At 74.6% G+C, this 24,386-nt stretch carries 26 protein-coding genes; 13 read left to right on the forward strand and 13 right to left on the reverse strand.

Going from position 1 to position 24,386, the window contains the following annotated elements:
• Positions 1-18 precede the first annotated feature (18 nt).
• Positions 19-1,728 carry a DUF885 domain-containing protein gene (locus tag ACFY15_RS28610; RefSeq protein ID WP_390689663.1) on the forward strand — a complete coding sequence of 570 codons (1,710 nt, stop codon included), beginning with the start codon at positions 19-21 and terminating at the stop codon, positions 1,726-1,728.
• Positions 1,729-1,800: 72 nt separating this feature from the next.
• On the opposite strand, the gene ACFY15_RS28615 is transcribed toward ACFY15_RS28610, so the two are convergent.
• Complete coding sequence (locus ACFY15_RS28615; RefSeq protein ID WP_390689662.1) at positions 1,801-2,313, reverse strand: rhodanese-like domain-containing protein; 513 nt, start codon at positions 2,311-2,313, stop codon at positions 1,801-1,803.
• Between the two features lie 94 nt (positions 2,314-2,407).
• Between ACFY15_RS28615 and ACFY15_RS28620 the strand changes: the two genes are divergently transcribed.
• Entirely contained in the window at positions 2,408-2,854 is a 447-nt protein-coding gene (locus ACFY15_RS28620; protein ID WP_390689661.1) for an Lrp/AsnC family transcriptional regulator, read from the forward strand.
• Here ACFY15_RS28620 and ACFY15_RS28625 read toward each other — a convergent pair.
• From ACFY15_RS28625 to ACFY15_RS28635, 3 genes are all read right to left on the reverse strand, one after another.
• Positions 2,844-5,855, reverse strand: a complete 3,012-nt coding sequence (locus tag ACFY15_RS28625) for an AAA family ATPase (RefSeq protein WP_390689660.1) — start codon at positions 5,853-5,855, stop codon at positions 2,844-2,846. The two genes, ACFY15_RS28620 and ACFY15_RS28625, sit on opposite strands and share 11 nt — an antisense overlap.
• Positions 5,852-7,033 (reverse strand): exonuclease SbcCD subunit D, encoded by a 1,182-nt coding sequence (locus tag ACFY15_RS28630; RefSeq protein ID WP_390689659.1) that lies wholly within the window; start codon positions 7,031-7,033, stop codon positions 5,852-5,854. The genes ACFY15_RS28625 and ACFY15_RS28630 overlap by 4 nt, the downstream gene beginning before the upstream one ends.
• Before the next feature lie 193 nt (positions 7,034-7,226).
• Complete coding sequence (locus ACFY15_RS28635; protein WP_390689658.1) at positions 7,227-7,856, reverse strand: YigZ family protein; 630 nt, start codon at positions 7,854-7,856, stop codon at positions 7,227-7,229.
• Positions 7,857-7,944: 88 nt separating this feature from the next.
• On the opposite strand from ACFY15_RS28635, the gene ACFY15_RS28640 reads away from it, so the two are divergent.
• The gene (locus ACFY15_RS28640) at positions 7,945-8,349 is read left to right on the forward strand and encodes a CoA-binding protein (RefSeq protein WP_390689657.1); all 405 of its coding nucleotides are present in this window, start codon (positions 7,945-7,947) and stop codon (positions 8,347-8,349) included.
• A 62-nt stretch (positions 8,350-8,411) separates the two neighbouring features.
• Here the strand turns inward: ACFY15_RS28640 and ACFY15_RS28645 are convergent, their stop codons facing one another.
• Positions 8,412-9,002 (reverse strand): helix-turn-helix domain-containing protein, encoded by a 591-nt coding sequence (locus ACFY15_RS28645; RefSeq protein ID WP_390689739.1) that lies wholly within the window; start codon positions 9,000-9,002, stop codon positions 8,412-8,414.
• Positions 9,003-9,109: 107 nt separating this feature from the next.
• Between ACFY15_RS28645 and ACFY15_RS28650 the strand changes: the two genes are divergently transcribed.
• A complete protein-coding gene (locus ACFY15_RS28650) occupies positions 9,110-9,976 on the forward strand; it encodes an EamA family transporter (RefSeq protein ID WP_390689656.1) in 867 nt (288 codons plus the stop codon).
• A 16-nt stretch (positions 9,977-9,992) separates the two neighbouring features.
• Here ACFY15_RS28650 and ACFY15_RS28655 read toward each other — a convergent pair whose 3' ends face one another.
• The gene (locus ACFY15_RS28655) at positions 9,993-10,736 is read right to left on the reverse strand and encodes an acyltransferase (RefSeq protein ID WP_390689655.1); all 744 of its coding nucleotides are present in this window, start codon (positions 10,734-10,736) and stop codon (positions 9,993-9,995) included.
• A 132-nt stretch (positions 10,737-10,868) separates the two neighbouring features.
• Here ACFY15_RS28655 and ACFY15_RS28660 point away from each other — a divergent pair, with 132 nt between their 5' ends.
• Positions 10,869-11,435: a gamma carbonic anhydrase family protein gene (locus tag ACFY15_RS28660; RefSeq protein WP_390689654.1), complete on the forward strand. Its 567-nt coding sequence runs from the start codon at positions 10,869-10,871 to the stop codon at positions 11,433-11,435.
• A gap of 41 nt (positions 11,436-11,476) precedes the next feature.
• Here ACFY15_RS28660 and ACFY15_RS28665 read toward each other — a convergent pair whose 3' ends face one another.
• The gene (locus ACFY15_RS28665) at positions 11,477-12,139 is read right to left on the reverse strand and encodes a DedA family protein (RefSeq protein ID WP_390826314.1); all 663 of its coding nucleotides are present in this window, start codon (positions 12,137-12,139) and stop codon (positions 11,477-11,479) included.
• A gap of 213 nt (positions 12,140-12,352) precedes the next feature.
• Positions 12,353-12,811, reverse strand: coding sequence for a DUF4442 domain-containing protein (locus ACFY15_RS28670; protein WP_390689652.1), 459 nt, complete (start codon positions 12,809-12,811; stop codon positions 12,353-12,355).
• Positions 12,812-12,907: 96 nt separating this feature from the next.
• Between ACFY15_RS28670 and ACFY15_RS28675 the strand changes: the two genes are divergently transcribed.
• Positions 12,908-13,945, forward strand: coding sequence for a hypothetical protein (locus ACFY15_RS28675; RefSeq protein ID WP_390689651.1), 1,038 nt, complete (start codon positions 12,908-12,910; stop codon positions 13,943-13,945).
• 88 nt (positions 13,946-14,033) lie between these two features.
• On the forward strand, positions 14,034-15,347 hold the full coding sequence (locus ACFY15_RS28680; RefSeq protein WP_390826315.1) for an MFS transporter: 1,314 nt from the start codon (positions 14,034-14,036) through the stop codon (positions 15,345-15,347).
• Here ACFY15_RS28680 and ACFY15_RS28685 read toward each other — a convergent pair.
• The 4 genes from ACFY15_RS28685 to ACFY15_RS28700 all read right to left on the reverse strand — a co-directional run bounded on the left by ACFY15_RS28685 (position 15,334) and on the right by ACFY15_RS28700 (position 18,593).
• Positions 15,334-16,125: a spermidine synthase gene (locus ACFY15_RS28685; protein WP_390689738.1), complete on the reverse strand. Its 792-nt coding sequence runs from the start codon at positions 16,123-16,125 to the stop codon at positions 15,334-15,336. The two genes, ACFY15_RS28680 and ACFY15_RS28685, sit on opposite strands and share 14 nt — an antisense overlap.
• A gap of 97 nt (positions 16,126-16,222) precedes the next feature.
• Positions 16,223-17,095, reverse strand: a complete 873-nt coding sequence (locus ACFY15_RS28690) for a patatin-like phospholipase family protein (protein ID WP_390689649.1) — start codon at positions 17,093-17,095, stop codon at positions 16,223-16,225.
• 85 nt (positions 17,096-17,180) lie between these two features.
• Positions 17,181-18,362, reverse strand: coding sequence for an elongation factor Tu (gene tuf, locus ACFY15_RS28695; protein WP_390826316.1), 1,182 nt, complete (start codon positions 18,360-18,362; stop codon positions 17,181-17,183).
• 90 nt (positions 18,363-18,452) lie between these two features.
• Positions 18,453-18,593: a hypothetical protein gene (locus tag ACFY15_RS28700; RefSeq protein ID WP_390689647.1), complete on the reverse strand. Its 141-nt coding sequence runs from the start codon at positions 18,591-18,593 to the stop codon at positions 18,453-18,455.
• Positions 18,594-18,772: 179 nt separating this feature from the next.
• On the opposite strand from ACFY15_RS28700, the gene ACFY15_RS28705 reads away from it, so the two are divergent.
• The 5 genes from ACFY15_RS28705 to lnt all read left to right on the forward strand — a co-directional run bounded on the left by ACFY15_RS28705 (position 18,773) and on the right by lnt (position 22,894).
• A complete protein-coding gene (locus ACFY15_RS28705) occupies positions 18,773-19,489 on the forward strand; it encodes a TVP38/TMEM64 family protein (RefSeq protein ID WP_390689646.1) in 717 nt (238 codons plus the stop codon).
• A 48-nt stretch (positions 19,490-19,537) separates the two neighbouring features.
• Complete coding sequence (locus tag ACFY15_RS28710; protein ID WP_390689645.1) at positions 19,538-20,416, forward strand: undecaprenyl-diphosphate phosphatase; 879 nt, start codon at positions 19,538-19,540, stop codon at positions 20,414-20,416.
• Positions 20,417-20,532: 116 nt separating this feature from the next.
• Positions 20,533-20,709, forward strand: coding sequence for a hypothetical protein (locus ACFY15_RS28715; protein WP_366454202.1), 177 nt, complete (start codon positions 20,533-20,535; stop codon positions 20,707-20,709).
• Between the two features lie 69 nt (positions 20,710-20,778).
• Positions 20,779-21,240 (forward strand): nuclear transport factor 2 family protein, encoded by a 462-nt coding sequence (locus ACFY15_RS28720; RefSeq protein ID WP_390826317.1) that lies wholly within the window; start codon positions 20,779-20,781, stop codon positions 21,238-21,240.
• 67 nt (positions 21,241-21,307) lie between these two features.
• Positions 21,308-22,894, forward strand: coding sequence for an apolipoprotein N-acyltransferase (gene lnt, locus ACFY15_RS28725; RefSeq protein ID WP_390689643.1), 1,587 nt, complete (start codon positions 21,308-21,310; stop codon positions 22,892-22,894).
• Here lnt and ACFY15_RS28730 read toward each other — a convergent pair.
• Entirely contained in the window at positions 22,833-23,744 is a 912-nt protein-coding gene (locus tag ACFY15_RS28730) for a Gfo/Idh/MocA family protein (RefSeq protein ID WP_390689642.1), read from the reverse strand. The genes lnt and ACFY15_RS28730 overlap by 62 nt on opposite strands.
• An 83-nt stretch (positions 23,745-23,827) precedes the next feature.
• On the opposite strand from ACFY15_RS28730, the gene ACFY15_RS28735 reads away from it, so the two are divergent.
• Complete coding sequence (locus ACFY15_RS28735) at positions 23,828-24,352, forward strand: DinB family protein (RefSeq protein ID WP_390689641.1); 525 nt, start codon at positions 23,828-23,830, stop codon at positions 24,350-24,352.
• Positions 24,353-24,386 lie beyond the last annotated feature (34 nt).

The following is a 24,386-nucleotide window of genomic DNA, read 5'->3' on the forward strand; positions in this document are numbered from 1 at the left end:
CCGTACGAAGATGTCCGCATGTCAGACACCCTCCACAGTGACAGCGCAGCCCTTCTGCCCCGGCAGGTCGCCGACGCCTACGTCGACGGGCTCATCGCCATCGACCCGATCATGGGCACCTACCTCGGTGTCGCCACCAGCTCCGGCTCGCTCCCCGACTTCTCCCCCGCCGGCCGCGCCGCCCGCGCCCGGCTGTCGCGCGACACCCTCGCGCGGCTCGACGAGGCCGAGCGGCTGCCCGGCGCCGACACCGACGGCGAGCGCCGCTGCGGCCGTCTGCTGCGCGAACGCCTGACCGCCGAACTCGCGGTCCACGAGGCCGACGAGGACCTGCGCACCGTCAGCAACATCCACTCCCCGGCGCACGAGGTCCGCGAGGTCTTCACCCTCACCCCGGCCGACACCGAGGAGGACTGGGCCGCGATCGCCCAGCGGCTGCGCGCCGTGCCGGCCGCCTTCGCCGGCTACCGCGAGAGCCTCGCCCTCGGCCTGGAGCGCGGGCTGCTCGGCGGCCCCCGCCCCACCGCCACCTTCGTCGGCCAGCTCACCACCTGGGCCGGCCAGGACGGCGACGGCGAACGGGACTTCTTCGGGGAGTTCGCCTCCGCCGGACCCGACTCCCTGCGCGCCGAGCTGGACGCGGCGGCCGCCGCCGCGACCGCGGCCGTGGTCGAACTGCGGGACTGGATGCGGGACGTGTACGCCCCGGCCGTCGCGGACGCCCCGGACCCGGTGGGCCGCGAGCGCTACGCCCGCTGGTCGCGCTACTTCAACGGGACGGACCTGGACCTGGACGAGGCCTACGCCTACGGCTGGTCCGAGTACCACCGCCTGCTCGGCGAGATGAAGGCCGAGTCGGCCAAGATCCTTCCGGACGAGGCCAATCCGTGGAACGTGCTGCGCCACCTGGACGAGCACGGCACCCACATCGAGGGCGTGGACGAGGTCCAGGCCTGGCTGCAGGGCCTGATGGACGAGGCGATCGAGAACCTCGACGGCACCCACTTCGACCTGGCCGAGCGGGTCAAGCGGGTCGAGTCCAAGATCGCCCCCCCGGGCGGCGCGGCGGCCCCGTACTACACCAATCCCTCGGAGGACTTCTCCCGCCCGGGCCGCACCTGGCTGCCCACCATGGGCCAGACCCGCTTCCCGGTGTACGACCTGGTCTCCACCTGGTACCACGAGGGCGTTCCGGGCCACCACCTCCAGCTGGCGCAGTGGACGCACGTCGCCGACCAGCTGTCGCGCTACCAGGCGAGCGTCGGCCTCGTCAGCGCGAACGCCGAGGGCTGGGCCCTGTACGCGGAGCGCCTGATGGACGAGCTGGGCTACCTCAAGGACGCCGAGCAGCGCCTGGGCTACCTGGACTGCCAGATGATGCGCGCCGCGCGGGTCATCGTGGACATCGGCATGCACCTGGGGCTGGAGATCCCGCAGGACTCACCGTTCCACCCGGGCGAGCGCTGGACGGTGGAGCTGGCGCAGGAGTTCTTCGGGCGGCACAGCGGCCGTCCGGCGGACTTCATCGAGAGCGAGGTGACCCGCTACCTGTCGATGCCGGGGCAGGCGATCGGCTACAAGCTGGGCGAGCGCGCCTGGCTGCTGGGCCGGGACAACGCCCGGGCCGCGCGCGGGGAGTCCTTCGACCTGAAGGCCTGGCACATGGCGGCGCTCTCGCAGGGCTCGCTGGGCCTGGACGACCTGGTGGACGAGCTCTCGCGGCTCTGACCCTCCCGGAACACGCCGCCGGCCGCCCGCTCCCCGCCGAGGGGGCGGGCGGCCGCCGTGCGTACGGGCGGCTCAGCAGCCGCAGTCGTCCGAGTCGGTGGGGGCGGTCAGCGGGTCGGCCCCGGCACGCCGCTGCGGGCCCTCCCAGGTCTCGACCTCGAAGCCCTCGCGGATCCAGTACTCGATGCCGCCGAGCATCTCCTTGACCTGGAAGCCCAGTTCGGCCAGGGCGAGGGCGGAGCGGGCGCCCCCGTTGCAGCCCGGGCCCCAGCAGTAGGTGACCACGGGGAGGTTCTTGTCGAGGAGCTTCTCGGCCTGTTCGGGGATCAGCGCGGTGGGCAGGTGGACCGCGCCGGGCACGTGGGCCTGGTCCCAGCCCGGGGTGGAGCGGGAGTCGACCAGCTGGAAACCGAGTTCGGCTCCCTGCTCGCGGTGCGCCGTGAAGGCGGCGGCGACGTCGGACACGTCCGCGTGGAAGGCGAGGCCGGCCGAGAAGTAGGCGGCGGCCGCGGCCGGGCTGGCCGGGGGGACCCGCAGCACGGGGTTGGCGGGGGCGGGTGCGGTCGGGTGGTTCGTCGTCGTCATGGCTCAGAATCTATGAACCGTTGATCATTCCGGGAAGTGGGATTCCCCGGCCTTCGGCTTGTTCGGCCGGGGATTCCCCTGCTAGACCTGCGCCATGACCGGCTATTCCCCCGATGCCACCGACTGGCGCATCCTGGCGGCCCTCCAGCAGGACGGCCGGGCCAGCTTCACCGAACTCGCGCGCGCCGTCTCCATGTCCGCGAGCGCCGTCACGGAGCGGGTCCGCAGGATGGAGGAGGCCGGGATCATCACCGGCTACACGGCCGTCGTGGACCACGAGAAGCTCGGCAAGGCCATCCTGGCGCTGGTGCGGCTGCGCTATCCGCACGGCAACTACAAGCCGTTCCACGACTTCCTGGACGCCACCCCGGAGATCCTGGAGGCCCACCACGTGACGGGCGACGACTGCTTCGTCCTCAAGGTCGCCGCCCGCTCGATGGCGCACCTGGAGGAGGTCACCGGCCGGATCGCCGGCCTCGGCCCGGTGACCACCAGCGTCGTGTACTCGTCCCCGCTGTCGCGGCGGCCGCTCAGTCCGTGACCCCCGCCGTGCGGTGGCGCACCACCGAGCCGCCGCGCTGTTTGACGATCTCCAGCTGGGCCTGGACCCGGGTGCGCAGGTCGCCGACGTGGCTGACGATGCCGACGCTGCGGTCGCGTTCGCGCAGCGAGTCCAGTACGTCGAGCACCTCGTCCAGGGCCTGGTCGTCGAGGCTGCCGAAGCCCTCGTCGATGAAAAGGGTGTCCAGCCGCATGCCGCCCGCCTCGTCGGTGACCACGTCGGCCAGCCCCAGGGCCAGGGCGAGGGAGGCGAAGAAGGTCTCGCCGCCCGAGAGGGTGGCGGTGTCCCGCTCACTGCCGGTCCAGGCGTCCACCACGTGCAGCCCCAGGCCGGAGCGTCCGCGTCCGCCCGCCCGGGCGTCCGAGTGGACGAGGGTGTAGCGGCCTCCGGACATGCGCAGCAGGCGTACGGTCGCGGCGGCGGCCACCTGCTCCAGGCGGGCCGCCAGGACGTACGACTCCAGCCGCATCCTGCGCTCGTTGTCGGCGGAGGTCCCCGCGGTGAGCCCGGCGAGGCGGGCCACGCGCTCGTAGGCCTCGCGCAGCGGTCCCAGGGCGCGCAGTTCCTGCTCCGCCTGCCGGGAGAGCCGGTCCAGCTCGGCGCAGCGGACCCGGGCGGCGTCCACGGCCGACCCGGCGGTGCGCAGCCGGGCGGCGGCCCGCTCTGCGGCGGCCTCGGCGGCCGAGGGGTCGGCCGGGGGCAGGGCGGCGGCCGCGGCGGTGTCGGCCTCGGCGCGGCGGTCGGAGAGCATCGCCTCCTCGGCCTGCCAGGCGTCCAGGCGGTGCTGGAGGGCGGTGCGCTCGTACTCGGGGAGCACGGCGCCGGCGGCCTCGGCGGTGGTGTCGAACCCGGCCTTGAAGGCGGCGTCGGCGAGCTGGCCGTCGGCCTCCTTCAGCCGTGCGGCGGTGGTCTCGGCGCGGCGCAGCGCGGCGGCGGCCGTGGTGACCATCCGGATGCGGTCCTCCAGGATCCGGGCGCGGGCCGCGACGCTGGGCGAGTCGCCCCGGACCAGGACCAGTTCGGCCTCGAGGGCGGCCTGCTCCCGGTCGAGGGCCTCGCGCCGGGAGGCGCGGGCGGCGGCCCGGCGCTCGGCTTCGAGCCGGTCGGAGCTGCGCGCCTGGTGCTCCCGCTCGGCGCGGGCGAGGCGTTCGCGGGCGGTGTGGAGCCCGGCGGCCTCGGCCTGGGCGGCGGCGTGACGGGCACTCAGGTCACCGGTGAGGGCCAGGAGTTCCGCCGTGGTGGAGTCGCCGGCGGCGGCCGCCGCCTCGGCCTCGGCCTCCCGGACGGCGGCGAGCCGGCGTTCGACGGCGGCCCGGCGCTCCTCGGCGCGCTCGAAGCGGGCGTGGGCGGCGTCCTCGGCGGCCCGGTCCACGTGGCCGGGGGCTGGACGGGCCGGGGCGGGGTGCTCCGCCGATCCGCACACCGTGCAGGGCTCGCCCGGAACCAGGGCGGAGGCCAGCTCGGCGGCGATACCGCGCAGCCGGGCCTCCTTCAGCTCCAGCCAGCGCTCCTTGGCGGCGTACGACTCCTCGCGCACGGAGTCCAGCTCGCCGGCGACGGTGTCCGCGTCGGCGGCGAGGGTGTCACGGCGCCGGGCGGCGGTGAGCTGCATCCGGGCGGGCTCCAGCCGGCCGGCGAGCTGCTCGGCCAGGGTCAGGGCCTGCTGGGCGGCGTCGACCCGCTCCTGGAGGGCGGCGCGGGTGACCTCCCAGCGGGCCAGCCACTCGGCGGACTCCTGGTGCTGCTCGTCGGCGTCCCGGGACTCCCGCTCCAGCGTGGCGCGCTCGCGGCCGATCTCGGCGCTGCGCTGTTCGGCCCGCTGGGCGGCGCCGGCCGCGCCGAGGTCCTCGCGCAGGCGCTGCTCCACGGCGCCGAGCTGCTCGGTGCCCGCTTCGGCGAGGGCCGGGGGCAGCTCCGCGCGGGCGAGGGTCTCCGCGTGCGCGGCGGTGAGGTGGGCGGCGGCCGCGGCCCCGCGCAGTTCCAGGGCGGGGGCCACGAGGGCGCCCCGGCGGGCCCGGTCCAGCAGCTCCCGCACGCGCTCGCGCTCCGGCGCGGCCTGCGCCAGCAGGTCGGCCCGGCGGGCTGTCTCGGCGTGGCGACGCTGGAGCCGGTCGAGTTCCCGGGCCTCCTCGGCGGCGCGCCGGGCCGCGGCGTGCCGTCCTTCGGCGGCGGCCAGGGCGTACTCGGCGACGGTGAGCCGCTCGCGGGCGGAGCAGCGGGCCACGGCCGCCCAGGACCGGACGGCGCCGGCGAGGCCGGGGTCGCCGGGCTGGTGGGCGGGGAGCGGCCAGGCCCGCAGGTCGGCGCTGTCGCCGGCGGCCTGGGCGAGGCGCTGGGCGGCGGCGAGCACCTTCTCGTCGCCGGCGCGCACCCTGGCCTCGGCGGCCCGGCGGCGTTCGGCGAGCAGCGTCTCGACGGCGGCGAAGCGGCGGGTGTCGAAGAGCCGGCCGAGGAGCCGGCCGCGGGCTTCGGCGCCGGCCCGCAGGAACTGGGCGAACTCGCCCTGCGGGAGGAGGACCACCTGGCAGAACTGCTCGCGGCTCATGCCGAGGAGCTGTTCGACCTCTTCGCCGATCTCCTGGTGGGAGCGGCTGAGCGCGGTCCAGCCGTCGGGCGTGTGCTCGCGGAGCCAGGACTGGGCCTTGTCCTTGGTGGTGCCGGTGCCGCGCTTCTTGGGCCGGTCCTGTTCGGGGCGCCGGGTGATCTCCAGGCGGCGGCCGCCGACGGTGAGTTCGAGGGTGACCTCGGTGGGGGTTCCGGGGGCGGCGTGGTCGCTGCGCAGGGTGGTGCCAGGGGCCTGGCGCGAGCCGGGCACGGAGCCGTAGAGGGCGTAGCAGACCGCGTCGAGGACGGAGGTCTTGCCGGCGCCGGTGGGGCCGTGCAGCAGGAAGATCCCGGCGCCGGACAGGGCGTCGAAGTCGATCGTCTGGGGTTCGGCGAAGGGTCCGAAGGCGGTGACCTGGAGCCGGTGCAGCCTCATCGCGCGGCCTCCCGGCGGTCGTCCTCGGACGCCGCGGCCTGGGCGCGCACCTCGTCGAACGCGCCGCGCAGCACGGCCCGTTCCGCCTCGTCGGCGCAGCCGCCGCCGCGTACGTGGGCGACGAAGTCCTCGGCGATCTCCTGGTCGCTGCGGCCGCGCAGGCGCTGGGCGTAGGAGGCCGCTCCGTCGTCCTCGCGGCCCTCGGGCTCGAAGGCCAGGCTGAGGGCGTGCGGGAAGCGGGCGGTGAGCCGGGCCATCGGGTCCTGGGGGCGGACGGGGTCGGTGAGGACGGCCTCGACCCAGCTGTCCTCGCGGCCGGTGAGCGCGGGGTCGCCCAGGAGGTCCTCCAGGCGGCCGCGCAGCCGGGCGAGGGGCCGCGGGACGGGGGTGTCGAGCCGCTCGGCGGCGACCTCCCCGGCCGGGCCGAGCTCGACGAGCCACATGCTCTTGCGGTGGTCGGCCTCGGAGAAGGAGTAGGCGAGCGGGGAACCGGAGTAGCGGACCCGTTCGTTGATCGTCTGGCAGCCGTGGAGGTGGCCGAGGGCCGCGTAGTCCACGCCCTCGAAGACCGAGGCGGGGACGGCCTCGACCCCGCCGACGGCGATGTCGCGTTCGCTGTCGCTGGCCTGCCCGCCGGTGACGAAGGCGTGCGCGAGCACGACCGAGCGGGTGCCCCGGGGCCGGCCGGCCAGGTCGGCGCGGACGCGGTCCATGGCCGCACCGAGGACGGCCTCGTGGCTGACCCTCTCCGTCGCGAACTCGTCCTTGACCAGGGCCGGTTCCAGGTAGGGCAGCCCGTACAGGGCCACGTCGCCGTGCGCGTCGGCCAGCACCACGGGGTCGGCGCAGCCGGCCGGGTCGGTCCTGAGGTGGATCCCGGCCCGGCCGATCAGCCCGGCGCCGACGCCGAGCCGGCGGGCGGAGTCGTGGTTTCCGGAGATCATCACGGTGGGCACGCCGAGGTCGGCGAGCCGGTGCAGCGCCCGGTCGTAGAGCTCGACGGCGGGCAGCGGGGGCACGGCCCGGTCGTAGACGTCGCCGGCGACGAGGACGGCGTCGACCCCGTGCTCGCGCACGGCCTCGACGAGGTGGTCGACGAAGGCGGCCTGGGCTCCGAGCATGTTCACGCGGTGGAAGGACCGGCCCAGGTGCCAGTCGGAGGTGTGCAGGAACTTCACTCGACCGCTCCGACCCGCACGCTTGCTCTCCTCCGTGACCCGCTCCGGCCGTCCAGGCTAACCGGTCCACCGCCCGGCCCGGGCCCCGTCCCGGACACCGGCTGGGGGACCGCCCCGGCTGCCGGGGCGGTCCCCCAGCCCCGGTCCGGCCCTGCCCGCCGGGCCCGGTCCTTTACCGGCGGCGCGGGCGGCGCTACCCGTCGCCGTAGGCCTCGCCGCCGAGCTCGAAGCCCGCGGTCCCGGCGGTGGCGTCGGCGAGCCAGGCCCGGAAGGAGTCGACGTCGGCCTCGGGAAGGCCGATCTCGATCGAGACGGCCTCCCCGTAGCGCACGTCCAGTACCGCGCGGCCGGTGGAGCGCAGGTCGTTCTGCGTCTTGCCGGCCCGCTGGTGGTCGACGGTGACGGTGGCCAGCCGGTAGCGGTGGCGGGTGACGGTGCCGAGCGCGTCGAGGGCCTCGCCGACGACTCCTCCGTAGGCGCGGATCAGTCCGCCCGCGCCGAGCTTCACGCCGCCGTAGTAGCGGGTGACGACGGCGACCGCGTAGCGGATGTCGCGCCTGGTCAGCATCTGGAGCATGGGCACGCCGGCGGTGCCGCCGGGCTCGCCGTCGTCACTGGCCTTCTGGACGGAGGCATCGGCGCCGATCACGTAGGCGAAGCAGTTGTGCGTGGCGGTGGGGTGCTCCCGGCGGATCCGCGCGATGAAGTCCTGCGCCTCCTGCTCGGTCGCGGCGGGCGCGAGCGAGCACAGGAAGCGCGAGCGGTTGATCTCGGACTCGTGCGATCCCTCGCGGGCCACCGTCACGTACTGGTCTGCCTTCACCGCTCCACCCTACGGGGAATCGGACAGGTGTCCTTTCCGTTGTTCCGGCGGAACCACTCACCACGGCAGGCAGCAGGAGGCGGCGCACGTGTACGGCGACCAGGAGACCATCCGCAGGATCCTCACCGAACTCGGCGACACCTGGGCCGTGGTCGGGCTGTCGAACAACGAGGACCGGGCGGCCTACGGGGTGGCCCGGGTGCTCCAGCGGTTCGGCAAGCGCGTGGTGCCCGTCCACCCGAAGGCGGAGACCGTGCACGGCGAGCAGGGCTACGCCTCGCTGGAGGCGATCCCGTTCGAGGTGGACGTGGTGGACGTCTTCGTGAACAGCTCGCTGGTCGGCCGGGTCGCGGACGAGGCGGTCGCCGTCGGCGCCAAGGCCGTCTGGTTCCAGCTGGGCGTGATCGACGAGGCCGCCTTCGCCCGGACCCGCGGGGCAGGGCTGGAGATGGTCATGGACCGGTGCCCCGCCATCGAGATCCCGGCCCTGTAGCCCGCCATCGGGATCCCGGCCCTGTCAGTCCGCCCCGGCCCGCACGCCCCTCCCGGCAGGCGTCAGCGGTGGCCCTCGGCCCCCTGCACGGGCGGGATCGACACGGCCATGGTCATCTCCATCGGCACCGCCCCCTCGTTGCGGTAGGCGTGCGGGACGTTCGCCTCGAAGGAGACGGCCCCTCCCGCCGGCACCACGTGCCGGTCGTCGGCGATCTCCAGGGTCAGCTCCCCGGCCGTGACGTGCAGCATCTCGAAGGTCCCGGCCGGGTGCGGGTCGGAGGCCGTCCCGTCGCCGGCCTCCAGCCGGTAAATCCACATCTCCACCGGGCCGCGCCGGTCGTCCCCAAGCAGCATGCGCGCCTCGCTGCCCATGCCGCTGGACCACATCCGCACCCCCTGCCCCGGGGGCACCACGTGCACCTGCGGGCCGCGCTCGTGGTCGAGGAGCGTGGTGATGCTGACCCCGAGTGCGTCGGCCAGTTTGACCGTGGTGCCCACGCTCGGGTTCGTACGGGCCTGCTCGATCTGGATGATCATGCCGCGGCTGACCCCCGCGCGGGCCGCCAGCGCGTCCAGGGTGAACCCGCGCTCCCCGCGCCACCGCTTGAGGTTCCGGGCGAGCGCCTGGGTGAGCTGTTCGAGATCCGACACCATTCCGTCCAATATTTTGGATGACACAGTTCAACAGACTGAACTAACCTGCGGCGTGTTCGATGCTGCACTCCACCGTTCACCGCACTGTACTGCGAGGTCCCGTCATGACCGCCCTCTTCGCCCTGGCCACAGCCCTGTTGTGGGGCCTCGCCGACTTCGGCGGCGGGCTGCTGACGCGCCGCCTGCCGGCGCTCACGGTGGTCGTGGTCTCGCAGATCGCGGCCGTGCTCGTCCTGGGGTCCGTCGTCCTCGCCACGGGCGCCTGGCACGAGGCCGGACCGCAGCTGTGGTTCGCGGTGGCGGCGGGCCTGGTGGGACCGGCGGCGATGCTCAGCTTCTACAAGGCGCTGGCCCTGGGCCCGATGGGCGTGGTCTCCCCGCTGGGCTCGGTCGGGGTGGTCGTGCCGGTCGGCATCGGGCTGGCGCTGGGCGAGCGGCCCGGGCCCGGCCAGTTCGCGGGCATCGCGGTGGCCGTCGTCGGCATCGTCCTCGCGGGCGGCCCCGAGCTGCGCGGGGCGCCCGTGCAGCGACAGGCGGTACTCCTGACCCTGGCCGCGGCCTTCGGCTTCGGCGCGGTGATGGCCCTGATCTCGCAGGCCTCGACCACGGTCACCGGCCTGTTCCTCGCCCTCCTCGTCCAGCGGGTCACCAACGTCGCCGTCGGCGGAGCCGCCCTGTGGGCGCAGACACGGCGCGGCGCCCCCGCGCTGCCGCAGGGCACCGGCCCGCGCGTCCTGCGGAGCCTGCTGCCCGCGCTGGCCTTCGTCGGCCTCGCGGACGTCGCGGCCAACGGCACCTACTCGATCGCCGCCCAGAACGGCCCGGTGACGGTCGCCGCCGTACTCTCCTCGCTCTACCCCGTGATCACCGCCCTGGCCGCCCTCGCCGTGCTCAAGGAGCGGCTGCGCAGCGTGCAGGCGGCGGGCGCCGGGCTGGCCCTGGCGGGCACGGTGCTGCTCGCGGCCGGCTGAGCGACGGCCGCGGGGACTACTGTTCGGCCTCCGCCAGGCGGGCCAGCCCGCGCAGTTGCTCGGAGGTCACCCCGTCGGGGATCGGCACCGGCGCCGGGGTCCGCAGCGGCGGCTGCCAGCCCGTCTCCGGCTCCCAGCGGCGCACGACCTTGGCCGGGGCGCCCGCCACCACGGCGTGGTCCGGCACCTCGCCCCGGACGACGGCCCCCGCGGCCACCACGACGTTGCGGCCCAGCTTCGCCCCGGGGAGGATGACCGCCCCGGTGCCCAGCCAGCAGCCCGGCCCGATCTCCACCGGGGCGCTGCGGGGCCACTGCCTGCCGACGGGCTGGTGCGGGTCGTCGTAGCTGTGGTTGGTGGAGGTGATGTAGACGCCGGGGCCGCAGAAGGTGTCGTCGCCGATGCTGATGCGGGCGTCGGCGATCACGTGGCTGCCGCGGCCGAGGACCACGCCGTTGCCCAGGACCAGCACCGGGTCGGGGCCGAGGTCGAGGTCGGGCATCATCCCGGCGGTCAGGGTGACCTGCTCGGCGATGATGCAGTGCCCGCCCATGCGGATCCAGGGCTCGCCGAAGACGGTGCCCTGGGGGAAGGCCAGCCGGGTGCCGTCCCCGATGGCGCCGAAGCGCAGCCGGCCCGGGTTCTGCGCGGTGACCGCGCCGGCCCGCTGCATCCAGCGCCAGCCCGCGTGGACCGCGCGACTGGCGACGCGGCGGCGCAGGGCCGCCAGGGATGAGAACGTGTTCTGGTTCTTCGGCACCCGGCCACGGTAGTGGGCCCCGCGCCGGACGTCGGGACCGCGTTCCTGTGATCTTCACCCCATCGCGGGTCCGGCGTGGCGCGTGCCCTACGGTGCCCGTAGCGCGGCATCCGGAGACAGAGGGAAACGATCATGACGAACGACACGGGCCGACCGGGCCAGGCCGGCCAGGGTGCTCTCATCGCGGCCGTGGGCGACCGGCGGCCGTCCGTGGACCCGACGGCCTTCACCGCCCCGACCTCGGTCGTGGTCGGCGACGTCACCCTGGGCGCGGGCGCCAGCGTCTGGTACTCGGCGGTGCTGCGCGGCGACTGCGGCCCGATCACGCTCGGGGCCGACAGCAACGTCCAGGACAACTGCACGCTGCACGTGGACCCCGGCTTCCCGGTGTCGGTCGGCGAACGGGTGTCGATCGGCCACAACGCCGTCGTGCACGGCTGCACCGTGGAGGACGACTGCCTGATCGGGATGGGCGCGACCGTGCTGAACGGGGCCGTGATCGGCGCCGGTTCGCTGGTGGCCGCCCAGGCCCTGGTCCCGCAGGGGATGGTGGTCCCGCCCGGCTCCCTGGTCGCGGGCGTGCCCGCCAAGGTGCGGCGGGAGCTCACCGTGGAGGAGCGCGAGCACATCAAGGTGAACGCCGCGATGTACACGGAGCTGGCGCAGCAGCACCGCGCCTCGGTCACCCCGGAGTCCTGAGCCCCGGAGCCTCCGGGGCGGCCGCCCCGGGGGCCGGGAACTCAGTCCGCGGCGCCCGCCGGGGCGGACACCCGCGCGGCCGCCTGCTCGCGGGCCTCGGCCGCCGCCTTCTTCATCCGGCCGCGCACCACCAGCGTGACGACGAGCCCGATCAGCAGGGCCGCCAGGAGGGCCAGCCAGGAGAACCGCTTCAGCCAGGGCTCGGCGACGATCCCGACCGTGTAGATGACCGCGGTGGTGCCGCCGGCCCAGAGGATGCCGCCGAGGACGTTGGCGATCAGGAAGTGCCAGTACGGCATGCGCAGCACGCCCGCCAGCGGCCCGGCGAAGATCCGCAGCAGGGCGACGAACCGGCCGAAGAAGACGGCCCACATGCCCCAGCGGTCGAAGGAGCGCTCCGCCACGGCCACCTGGTCGGGCCCGAAGTGCTTCGGGAAGCGCCGGCCCAGCTTCTCCAGCAGCGGCTTGCCGCCGCGGCGCCCGATCGCGTACCCGATGGAGTCGCCGACGATCGCGCCCGCGATCGCGCAGAGGCCCAGGACCACGGGGTCGATGTGCCCGTGCTGCGAGGCCAGCAGGGCCGCGCTCACGAGGATGATCTCCCCAGGCAGCGGGATGCCGAGGCTCTCCAGTCCGATGACCAGACCCACCAGGAGATAGACACTGATCGCCGGAATCGTCTCCAGCCATTCCTGGACGTGCACCGGTTCGCCCTCCCTCGTCGTGACCGGCGCGCCCGGGGGACACGCCGAACGAGCAGCCTATCCGCTCCCCGTCACGGGCTTCGCCCCCAGTGCGGGTTCGCGGGGCGAACGACCGGCGAACACCTCCCGCCGGTCCGGACCGCGCGGCGGCCGCCGGGCGGCGGGTGGTGGTCAGGGTGATCAGGCGATGATCAGGCGGAGGTCACGCGGTGGTCAGGCGGTCGCGTGGGGACGCAGCGTCCAGACGACGCTCATCTCGCCCGTGACGGCCTCGTCCTCGCGCTGGATGGCGATGGTGACGGGGAACTCGGGGCGGCCGCCCGCGTCGAGCTCGGCGACGACCTCGGAGGCCGGGCGGCCGAGGGTGGCGGTGGCCGTCACGACGCCCTTGGCGAGCTTCTTGTAGCCGATCTCGGCCTTGACGGCCAGCGGCACCGCGCGCGAGAGCTGGTCGCCGAAGGCGGCCAGGACGATCGCGCCGCTGGCGGACTCGGCCAGAGTGAACATCGCGCCGGCGTGCGGGCCGCCGACGTGGTTGTGGAAGTCCGGCTGGTCCGGGAGGCGGACGACGGCGCGCTCCGGAGTGGTCTCCAGGAACTCGAGGTTGAGGGTGCGGGCCATCGGCACGGTCTGGGCGAGCAGCTCGCCCACGTTCATCTGTTCTGCGCTCATGGCACGCGATGTTACCCACGAGTAGATGAAGTTGGCCAGAGTCGGAGAGGGGGCGGACGTGGCCCCCGCAGGGCTCTCCCACTATGGTTACCGGCCATGTGGCCAGGACAGCAGCAGCCGCCCGGGGGACAGCAGGGCCCCCAGGACGCGCAACAGAACCCGTACCAGCAGCAGCCGGGACAGCCGAACCCGTACCAGCAGCAGCCCCAGCCGGGATTCGGTCAGCAGCAGCCCGGCTACGGCTACCCGCAGGCGGGCGGCTACCAGACCCCGCCGCCGGTCCAGCCGTGGGGGCAGCCCACTCCCCAGCCCGCCGGGCAGCCCTCCGGCGGGAGCCCGTTCTCGACGAAGACCGTGGCCATCGTGGCGGCCTCGGCGGTGGTGGTGACGGCGGCCGCGACCGCCGCCTTCGTCCTCACCCGGGACGACAAGGGCAGCAACCAGGCCAACGACAAGCCGCCCGCCGCCGCCTCCTCCGCCCCCGTCAGCCCGGCGGCGCCGCCCGCCCCGAGCGGCAACCCGCGCGGCGGCGGCGACATGAAGCCCGTCATCCCGGGATGGAAGGTGGTCCTCAACCCGAAGCACGGCACCGCCTTCGACGTCCCGCCGGAGTGGAACGTGGCGGGCTCCGGGGTGATCTCCGGCTTCGAGGACGAGAAGAAGAAGGACGGCTCCCCCCTCGTCACCTTCTCGGCACCCGCCTTCCTCAAGGAGGACTGGTGCAAGGTGGACTCCAACAAGGACGGCAAGGAGGAGAGCACCGGGCTGGCCGGGACCGGCACCAAGGGCGGCCAGGGCGCCAAGGACACCGCCGGGGCCGCGCACAGCGAGGCGGGCACCTGGGTGTTCGCGGCCTACTCGCAGAAGCTGCCCGAGGACCGGGTCAAGATCTCCGAGTCCAAGGAGTACACCACCCTCTCCGGCCTCAAGGGGCACTACGCGACGGCGACCGTGAGCGACGTCCCCAAGGAGAACAAGTGCTCCTCGGACGGCAAGAGCATCGCCTTCAGCTTCCGCAACGCCAAGGGTGACTTCGCCAGCTGGGTCATGTGGGCCGCCGCCGGGGTCCCCGGCGAGGTGGACCAGGCCACCGAAGAGAAGATCATGAGCTCGGTCCGCCTCGTCGGCAACTGACCTCACCCCCCCCCGCCCTCCCCGGGCCGATTATCCGTTTTCCGCTTATTCGTTTGGATTCTCGGCCCGGGGCAGGGATAGTCCCCGGGTGAGCCCTCCCTCCACCGACTCCCCCGCTGCCCCGCGCCGCCTGCCGTCCTGGGCCGGCCGCAACTACAGCCTGCTGACCGGTGCCGCGGTCGTGACGAACCTCGGCAGCCACGGAGCTCTCATCGCCTCCGCCTTCGCCGTCATGGACGCGGGCGGCTCCGGCGGCGACGTCGGCCTCGTCGCGGCCGCCCGTACGCTGCCCCTCGTCCTCTTCCTGCTCGTGGGCGGCGCCCTCGCCGACCGGCTCCCGCGCCACCACGTGATGGTCGCGGCCAACGCCCTCAACTGCGTGTCGCAGGCGGCCTTCGCGGTGCTGGTCCTCACCGGCGAACCGCAGCTGTGGCAGATGATGCTGCTCACCGCGCTCTGCGGCACCGGCACCGCCTTCTTCAACCCGGCCGCCGAGGGCATGCTGCTCTCCAGCGTCTCCGGCGAGCACTCCAACCGGGCCTTCGCGCTCTTCCGGATGGCCATGAACGGCGCGGGCATCGGCGGGGCGGCCCTCGGCGGAGCCCTGATCGCCGCGATCGGCCCCGGCTGGGTCCTGGCCGTGGACGCGGCCGCCTTCGCGGTCGCCGGCGCCCTGCGCGCCTTCCTCGACGTCGGCCGCGTGGCCGAACGGGCGCCCGGCGGGGGCCTGCTGGCCGACCTCCGCGAGGGCTGGGTGGAGTTCCGCAGCCGGACCTGGCTGTGGACCATCGTGCTCCAGTTCTCCGTCGTCGTCGCCGTCGTCGGAGCCGCCGAGTCGGTGTACGGGCCCCTCGTCGCCCGCGACCGGCTGGGCGGGCCGGCCCCCTGGGGCGTGGCCCTGGCCTTCTTCGGCGTGGGCACCATCGCCGGCGCCGTCCTGATGATGGTGTGGAAACCGCGCCGCCTGCTGCTGGTCGGCACCCTGTGCATCTTCCCGCTGGCCCTGCCCGCGGCCGGGCTGGCGGTGCCGCTGCCCGTATGGGGGCTGTGCGCGGTGATGTTCGTCAGCGGTGTGGCCGTCGAGGTGTTCGGCGTGAACTGGATGACGACGATGCACCAGGAGATCCCCGAGGAGAAGTTCTCCCGGGTCTCCGCCTACGACTGGTTCGGCTCGGTCTCCATGCTCCCGCTGGCCACCGCCCTGGCCGGGCCGGCCGAGACCGTCCTCGGCCGGACCCCGGCGCTGTGGGGCTGCGCGGCCCTGGTGGTCGTCCCCACCGCCCTGGTCCTCCTGGTGCCGGAGGTCCGCCGCATCAGCCGCAGACCCGTCCCCGCGAAGTCCCCGGCGGCAGGCGGTGCGCCCGCACCCGCACCCGCCGCCCCGAGCGTCACCCCAGGCTGAACGCCCCCTCCGGCGGCTCCGGCGAGGCCACGGCGTCGGCGTCCGCCACCACCCGCGCCCCGCGCATGAACCGGACGAGGCCCTCCCCCGACTCCACCCGCGCGGGAAACGCGTCGGCGGCGCACCGCCGGGCCAGCGCGGCCACCGGCAGCGGCGCGTCGGAGGCCAGCAGCACCGCGTTGCCGAAGCGCCGCCCGCGCAGCACCCCCGGCTCGGCGATCAGCGCGAGCTCCCCGAACACCGCGGCGAAGTTGGCCAGCTGGGCCTTGAGGAAGCCGAACGGCGCCCCGTCGGCCAGGTTCGCCGCGTAGAGCCCGCCGGGCCGCAGCACCCGGGCCGCCTCGCGCGCGTACTCCACCGAGGTCAGCTGGGCCGGCACCCGCGAGCCGCCGAACACGTCGGCGACCAGGACGTCGGCGCTCGCCGCCGGTGCCCGCTCCAGCCAGGCCCGGGCGTCGGCGGCGTGCACCTCCACCCGCGCCCCGGCGGCCAGCGGCAGGTGCTCCGCCACCAGCTCCACCAGCCCCGCGTCGAACTCGACCACGGTCTGACGGGAGCCCGGGCGGACCTCCGCGGCGTAGCGGGGCAGGGTCAGCGCGCCGCCGCCCAGGTGCAGCAGGTCCAGGGCCGCCCCCGCCTCGGCCGCGCAGTCCAGTACGTGTGCGAGGCGGCGTACGTACTCGAACTCCAGGTGCTCGGGCTCGTCGAGGTCCACGTAGGACTGGGGCGCCCCGTCCACGGTGAGCAGCCAGGCCCGCTCCCGGTCCACGTCCGGCATCAGCTTGGCGGTGCCCTGGCCCACTTCCCGGATCACCGGGATCTGTTCGTCGCTCACCCCACCATTGTCGGGCCCGCCGCCCGCGGTCCCGGCCCGCTCACGCGGCCGACCAGACGGCGGCCGCCTCGGCCGCGTGCGCGGCGGCCTGGGCCAGCCCCGCCCGCGCCGCGGGGGCCCGCCGGGCCGGGTCGAGGACGTTGCGGCCGAAGGCCTTGCGGGCCTCCAGGGACGGGGTGATCAGCAGCACCCGGGCCCCCTCGGCCCGCAGCCGCGCGGCCTCCTGCGCCGGCGAGGGGAGCTTCCCCGCGCCGACGGCCATCGGCGCGAGGATCACCACGCGCCGGTAGCCGGCCGCCAGGTCGGCGTTGGCGGCGGAGCGGACGCCGCCGTCCACGTACCGGCGGCCGTCGATGGTGACGGGCGGCCACACCCCGGGCACCGCGCAGCTCGCCGCGACGGCGTCCACCAGCCCGGCCCCGCGCTCCCGGTCGAAGGGGACGCTCTCGCCGGTCAGCGCGTCGACGGCGGTGACGACCAGGCGCCGCTCGGGCCACTCGTGCGAGACGAGCCGGGCCGCCAGGACCTCGCGCCGCTCCTCCTCGGCGGGGGTGTCGGCGGCCAGGGCCATGGCCCCGACCCGTCGGCGGTACTCTGCGGCGTCGTGCGAGCGGATCATGGCGACGGCGTACCGGGCGAGGAGCCCCGCGCCCAGCTTCGCCGCGATCTCTCCGGCGGGATCGGCGAGCTGGCGCTCGTACAGCTCCCGCGGGGTGAGCAGCCCGGAGGCCAGCTGGGCGCCGACCACCGAGCCGGCCGAGGTGCCGACGACGAGGTCGGCGCCGGCGAGGTCCACTCCGGCACAGGCGAGCCCGTAGAGGATCCCTGACTCCCAGCCCACGCCGGTGAGCCCGCCCCCGCCGAGCACCAGTGCCGTGTCGCCTGCCGTCCGGCCCGCCGTGTCGCCGCTCATCGCCGCCCGCCCCTCGCTCCGCCCGCAGGCACCCGTGTGGTGACGGCAGTCTGGCAAAGCCGGACCGCCGCCACCACGGCCGGGGCTACCCGAGGACCTCGGTCACCGTCCCCGCGCCGACGGTGCGCCCGCCCTCGCGGATCGCGAAGCCGAGCCCCGCCTCCAGGGGCACGTCCCGGCCCAGCTCGACGGTCATGGTCACCGTCTCCCCGGGGCGGGCCACCCCGGCCCCGCCCAGGTCCACGTCGCCGACCACGTCGGCGGTGCGGATGTAGAACTGCGGCCGGTAGCCGGAGGACAGGGCGGTCGTCCGGCCGCCCTCGCGCCCGGAGAGCACGTACACCCGCGCGGTGAAGCGCCGGCGCGGCGCCACGCTGCCGGGTGCGGCGACCACGTGCCCGCGGCGCACCCCGTCGCGGTGCACCCCGCGCAGCAGCAGTGCGACGTTGTCCCCCGCCTCGGCGGACTCCATCGGCTTGCCGAAGGTCTCCAGCCCCGTCACGACGGTCTCCACGGGCTCGCCCTCGCCGCCGAGCAGCGCCACCCGGTCGCCGAGCCGGACGGTGCCGCGCTCGACGGCTCCGGTCACGACGGTGCCGCGGCCGGTGATGGTCAGGACGTTCTCGACCGGCAGCAGGAACGGCGCGTCCGTGTACCGCACGGGCATCGGGACGTAGGTGTCGACCGCGTCGAGCAGCGCCTCGATCGCCCCGGTCCAGCGCGGTTCGCCCTCCAGCGCCCCGAGCCCGGAGACCCGGACGACCGGCGCCTCCTCGCCCCCGTAGCCGTGGGCGCTGAGCAGCTCGCGGACCTCCAGCTCGACCAGGTCGGTCAGCTCCGGGTCCCCGGCGTCGGCCTTGTTGAGGGCCACCACGATGTGGTCCACCCCGACCTGCCGGGCGAGGAGCACGTGCTCGGCGGTCTGCGGCATGACGCCGTCGAGGGCGGAGACTACGAGGATGGCCCCGTCGAGCTGGGCGGCGCCGGTGACCATGTTCTTGATGTAGTCGGCGTGGCCGGGCATGTCGACATGGGCGTAGTGGCGGGTGTCGGTCTCGTACTCGACGTGCGTGAGGTTGATGGTGATGCCGCGCCGGGCCTCCTCGGGGGCGCGGTCGATCCGGTCGAACGGCACGAAGGAGGCGCCGCCGCGCACGGCGAGCACCTTGGTGATGGCCGCGGTGAGGGTGGTCTTGCCGTGGTCGACGTGGCCCATGGTGCCGATGTTGAGGTGCGGCTTGGTGCGGGTGAAGGCCGTCTTGGCCATGGTCTCTTTCCCGTGTCTCGAAGCTGGAACGGGACCCCTGGAGCGAACCGACCCTCCCCCTGCGGGGTCCGCCGGACGATCCGGGAAGGGTCAGCTTCGTGCGCCGTCGAAGGCGGCGTGTGCCGCTGCGGCGAGGGCCTCTGCCAGGGCGACGGCCGAGGAGGCGGAGAGGGCAGCCTTCGGCGCGTCCGCGACTGCGGACGGCGCTGCGGGGAAGGCGTACCGGGACATGCCGCCGATCCTGCCGGAGGGGGCGGGCGGCGTCCATCGAATTAACGTCGAATGAATTGTCGGTGCGCCACGGGCCGTCCGCCGCAGGCCCTTCCCGGCCCTGAGTCCGTCCGTCTCCGTCCGTCCGGATGAGGTGTGGATTACGGCGGGCCGCCGCACCGGTCGGATAACCTCCTCGGATGTCCCTCCTCCTCGCGCCGTGGACGCGGCTGTCGCTGCTCGTCGTACTGCTCGCGGCGGCCGGGGTCTGCGTGCTGGTCTACCAGCCCCAGCGGCTGCTCACCGAGGGCCGGCCCCCGGGGCTCCCCGTCGGCGCGGCGGTGCTGCTGTTCGCGGGCGCGTACGGACTGTGCACGGCGGCGTTCGTGCCGCGGCCGCTGCTGAACCTCGCCGCGGGGGCGGTCTTCGGGGCCCGGTTCGGGCTGGTGGCGGCCGTCGGCGGCACGGTGCTCGGCGCCGGGATCTCCTTCGGCCTGGGCCGGGCCATGGGCCAGGAGGCGCTCCGCCCCTTCCTGCGCGGGCGCTGGCTGAAGACGGCCGACGCCCAGCTGACCCGGCACGGCTTCCGCTCCGTGCTGGCGGTCCGGATCTTCCCCGGGGTGCCGTTCGCGGCAGCCAACTACCTGGCTGCGGTCTCCCGCTGCGGTTGGGTCCCGTTCCTGCTGGCCACGGCCCTCGGTACGGTGCCCAACACGGCCGCCTACGTGATCGCCGGGGCCAGCGCCTCCTCCCCGGGATCCCCCGCGTTCCTCGTCTCGTCCGGGTTCGTCACCGTCTCGGGAGCGGTCGCCGCCGCGGTCGCCTGGCGCAAGCGCCACCGGCTCTCGGCACCGGCCGTGAGCGAGCCGTCGGGCGTGCACCCCCCTGTGGTCGGAGCCGCTTCGCACGGGCCCTAGCATCGGACCCGAACTGTCCGACGATCACAAGGACGAGCGCACCCCGACATGAGCTGGTTCGAATCCCTAATCCTCGGTCTCGTCCAAGGCCTCACGGAGTTCCTGCCGATCTCCTCCAGCGCGCACCTGCGGCTGACCGCGGCCTTCGCCGGCTGGCACGACCCGGGTTCGGCCTTCACCGCCATCACCCAGATCGGCACCGAGGCCGCCGTGCTCATCTACTTCCGCAAGGACATCGCGCGGATCATCTCGACCTGGTTCCGCTCCCTGTACACCAAGTCGCTGCGCTCGGAGCAGGACGCGCGGATGGGCTGGCTCGTCATCGTCGGTTCCATCCCGATCGGGGTCCTGGGCGTCGCCTTCAAGGACCAGATCACCGGCCCCGCCCGTGACCTGCGGCTGACCGCCACCACCCTGATCGTGATGGGCCTGATCCTCGGCTTCGCCGACTGGCTGGCCTCGCGCGACGAGGAGGGCGGCCGGCACCGGGTGGTGAAGCAGCGCAAGACGCTCAAGGAGCTGGGTGTCAAAGACGGTCTGATCTTCGGCGTGTGCCAGGCGATGGCGCTGATCCCGGGCGTCTCGCGCTCGGGTGCGACGATCTCCGGCGGTCTGCTGCTGGGCTTCACGCGCGAGGCGGCGGCCCGCTACTCCTTCCTGCTGGCCATCCCGGCCGTGCTGGCCTCAGGGGCGTTCGAGATCAAGGACGTGATCGAGAGCCCCGGCCACATCACCTGGGGGCCGACGATCTTCGCCACGGTGATCGCCTTCTTCGTGGGATACGCCGTCATCGCGTGGTTCATGCGCTTCATTACCACCAAGAGCTTCATGCCCTTCGTGATCTACCGGATCCTGCTCGGCATCGCCCTGTTCGTGCTCATCGGCATGGGCGTGCTCGAAGCGGAGGCGGGCGCGACCGGCAGCTAGTCCGGTCTCTCCGGACACGCGCAGGCGGCGGAGGCCGCCCGGGAGGAACGTTCCCGGGCGGCCTCCGCGTCGTTGTGCCCGGAGAGACCTGTACGGCGAGCAGCAGGGGGTGTCCCATGGGTCGGGTGGTACTGGAGCGGTTTCCGGCCGGGAGTCCGCGGGGGAGCTGGCCCGCGGAGGAGTACGCGGCCCAGCGGATGCGCGAGGGCGTTCCGGCGGAGGTGGTGATGGACCTGGCCAGTGACGCGTTCCTGGTCGTGATCCGGCAGCGGGAGACGCATTCCGGCCACTGAGGGGAGCCGGGAAGATCCCGTGGCCGCACGCCCCTTGGCCCCGTGGCCCGCCGGCCCCACACTGACCCGATGACGCAGCGTGTGGACCTGGCGACGGTGATGGACCGGCTGGCGGTCGACGAGGTGGTCTCGGGGTACGCGGCGGCCGTCGACGACGGCGACTGGGCGGCCTACCGGGCCCTGTTCGCCCCCGGCGGGCGGGCCGACTACGGCTCGGCGGGCGGCATGGAGGGGCCGGCCGGGGAGGTGGCCGACTGGCTCGCGGAGGCCATGCGGCTGTTCCCGGTACGCCAGCACCTCATCGTCAACCGGCGGATCCTGCTGGAGGACCGGGACGGGTTCCCCGGGGACACCGCGCGGGTGCTGGCCGACTTCCTGAACCCGATGCGGCTGGCGGGCGACGGCGAGGGGGGCACCGCCCCGAACTTCGTCGCCGCCGGGCGCTACACCTTCACGCTCGCCCGCACCCCGGAGGGCTGGCGGCTCACCGGGGTGACGGTGCACGAGAAGTGGCGCCACATGCGGGCCTGAGGGACGGCCCGGAACGTGCCCGCGCGGCCCGCCGGGCGCGGTCCCACACTGGATGCGGAGGCACCTCATGGTCGCGGAGCTGAGCGGGTGGACCGGGCGCGCCGCACGGGGCGGGCGCGGCGGGCGGACCCGGTGGTGGCGGGCGGCGGGCGCGGTGGCCGCCGGGGCGCTGCCCTGTCTGGCCTTCCCCGCCCCGGCGCTGTGGTGGCTGGCGTACGTGGCCCTCGTGCCCTGGATGCTGCTGCTGCGCACCGCTGCGACCGGGCGGCGGGCGGCGCTGGAGGGCTGGCTCGGCGGCGCGGGGTTCATCCTGGCGGTGCACCACTGGCTGCTGCCGAGCCTGCACGTGTTCCTGGTGCCCGTCGCCGCGCTGCTGGGGCTGCTGTGGATCCCCTGGGCGCTGCTGGTGCGGGAACTGCTCGGCGGGGCTCCGGCTCCGGGGCGGGCCGCGGCGGCGCTGGTCCTCGTACCGGCGGGGTGGCTGCTGTCGGAGCTGGTCCGGTCCTGGCAGGGGCTGGGCGGACCGTGGGGGCTGCTCGGGGCGAGCCAGTGGCAGGTGCCCGCGGCGCTGCGGCTGGCCTCCGTGGGCGGGGTGTGGCTGGTGAGCCTGCTGGTGGTGGCGGCGAACTGCGCGGTGGTGCTGGCGGTGGCCGCGCCGGGGGCGCGGCGGGTGGCGGTGGCCGCGGTGGCGGGGGGCGCCGTGCTGACGGGGGCGGTGTGGCTGTGGCTGCCGCGCCCCGAGCCCGCGGGCGGGCTGCGCGTGGCCGTCGTGCAGCCCGGCCTCATGGGCGGGGCGGACTCCGCGGAGCAGCGCTTCGCTGCGGAGGAGCGCCTCACCGCGGACCTGGAGGGGACCCACCCCGGCCTGGTGGTGTGGGGCGAGAGCAGCGTCGGCGCGGACCTGGCGGCGCGTCCGGACCTGTCAAGGCGGCTGGCGGAGCTGTCCGCGCGGGTCGGGGCCCCGCTGCTGGTCAACGTGGACGCCCGCCGCTCGGACCGGCCCGGGATCTACAAGAGCTCGGTCCTGGCCGGGCCCCAGGGGCCCACCGGGGACCGGTACGACAAGATGCGGCTGGTGCCCTTCGGCGAGTACATACCGGCCCGCTCGGTGCTGGGCTGGGCGACCTCGGTCGGCAAGGCGGCGGGCGAGGACCGGATGCGGGGCGCGGGGCCGGTGATCATGAACCTGCCTGACGGCGGCCGGATCGGTCCGCTGGTGTGCTTCGAGACGGCCTTCCCCGACATGAGCCGGCACCTGGTCGGCGAGGGGGCCGGGGTGCTGGTCGCCCAGTCCTCGACCTCGACGTTCCAGCACAGCTGGGCTCCGGCCCAGCACGCCTCGCTGGCGGCCCTGCGCGCCGCCGAGACCGGCCGCCCGATGGTGCACGCCACCCTGACCGGGGTCAGCGCGGTCTTCGGGCCCTCGGGCGAGCGGATCGGCGAGGCCCTGCCCACCTCGGCGAGCACGGCGGCCCTGTACGAGGTGCCGCTCGCCCGGGGCACGACCCTCTTCGTCCGCTTCGGGAACTGGCCCGGCGCGGCTTCGGTGGCCGTGCTCGCCCTGTACTGCGCGGTCCGGGGCGTCCGGGCGGTCAGGGTCGCCGGCTCTGCTCCAGAGCCGTCAGCACCACCCGCTCGCACAGCTCGTGGGTGAGCAGGGCGTCCCGGGCGCTGAGCACCTTCCCGGTCTCCACGGCCTCCAGGAAGGTGTCCACGGCCTGCTCGACGCCGCGCTGGCGGGCCACGGAGACCCAGTCCCCGCGCCGGCGCACGGTCGGCTGGCCCTTGTGGTCGATGACCTCGGCGAGGTTGACGACCTGCCGCTTGGAGTCCTGTCCCGACACCTCCAGGACCTCCTCGGTGGAGCCGGACAGCCGGTTCATGATGCCGAGGGCGGTGAACCCCTCGCCGGACATCTGGAGCACCACCTGCGACATCAGTCCCTCGCGCACCACGGCGCGGACGTCGATGTGGTCGGCCTCGCCGGGCAGCAGGAAGCGCAGGGTGTCGACGACGTGGATGAAGTCGTCGAGGACCAGGGTGCGCGGGTCCTCGGGCAGCCCGACCCGGTTCTTCTGCAGGACGATCAGATCGCGCGGGAGGTCGGCGCACTGCGCGTAGCCGGGCGCGTGGCGGCGGTTGAAGCCGACGAAGAGCGAGGTGCCGCGTTCCTCGGCCAGCTCGACCAGCCGGCGCGAGTCCGCGAGCTCGTAGGCGATCGGCTTGTCCACGTACGTGGACACGCGCGCCTCCAGCAGCCGCTCCACGATCTCGGGGTGAGCGTCGGTCGGGGCGTGCACGAAGGCGGCGTCGAGGCCCTGGGCGATCAGCGCGTCGAGCGAGGCGTGGCGGCGGCCCTCGGGGACGTGGTGGACCGCGCCGAGCCGCTCCAGCGTGGCGGGGGTGCGGGTCTGCAGGTGCAGTTCGACCCCGGGACGGGTGGTGAGGACGGGCAGGTACGCCTTCTGCGCGATGTCGCCGAGTCCGATGACGCCGACCTTCACCGGGAGCCTCCTGGTGTGTGCCGTATGGGACTCCGCAGCTTAATCGCTGGTCGCCGACGGCGCGTTCGACCAGGATGGCGGCCATGACGACCTCCTCGGCGGACCGCCGCCCCGAGCCCTCCACCACCGCCGGCGAGCGGGAGATGCTGGACGGCTGGCTCGAGTACCACCGCGCCACCCTCGCCTGGAAGTGCGAGGGCCTCTCCGACGAGCAGCTGCGCAGCACCCCGCTGCGGCCCTCCGCGCTGAGCCTGATGGGCCTCGTCCGGCACATGGCGGAGGTGGAGCGGTACTGGTTCCGGGAGATCGCGCTGGGCGAGGACCTGCCCGACCTGTACAGCACCCGGGAAAACCGGGACGGGGACTTCGACTTCACCGCCCGGGACACCTGGGCCGAGGCGGAGAAGGCCTGGCACGACGAGGTCGGGCTGGCCCGCCGGGCGGCGGCGGACCGCTCCCTCGACGCGCTCTCCGACCCGGCGAGCCACCACCGGGGCGAGGTGTTCAGCCTGCGCTGGATCTACACGCACATGATCGAGGAGTACGCCCGCCACAACGGCCACGCCGACCTGCTGCGCGAGCACCTCGACGGCGCCACCGGCGAGTAGGCGCGGCCCGGTCCCCGGAGGGCGGTGTCCGCCG

The sequence above is a fragment of the Streptomyces sp. NPDC001373 genome, assembly GCF_042895815.1.
In the GTDB taxonomy this organism is placed as follows: Bacteria; Actinomycetota; Actinomycetes; order Streptomycetales; family Streptomycetaceae; genus Streptomyces.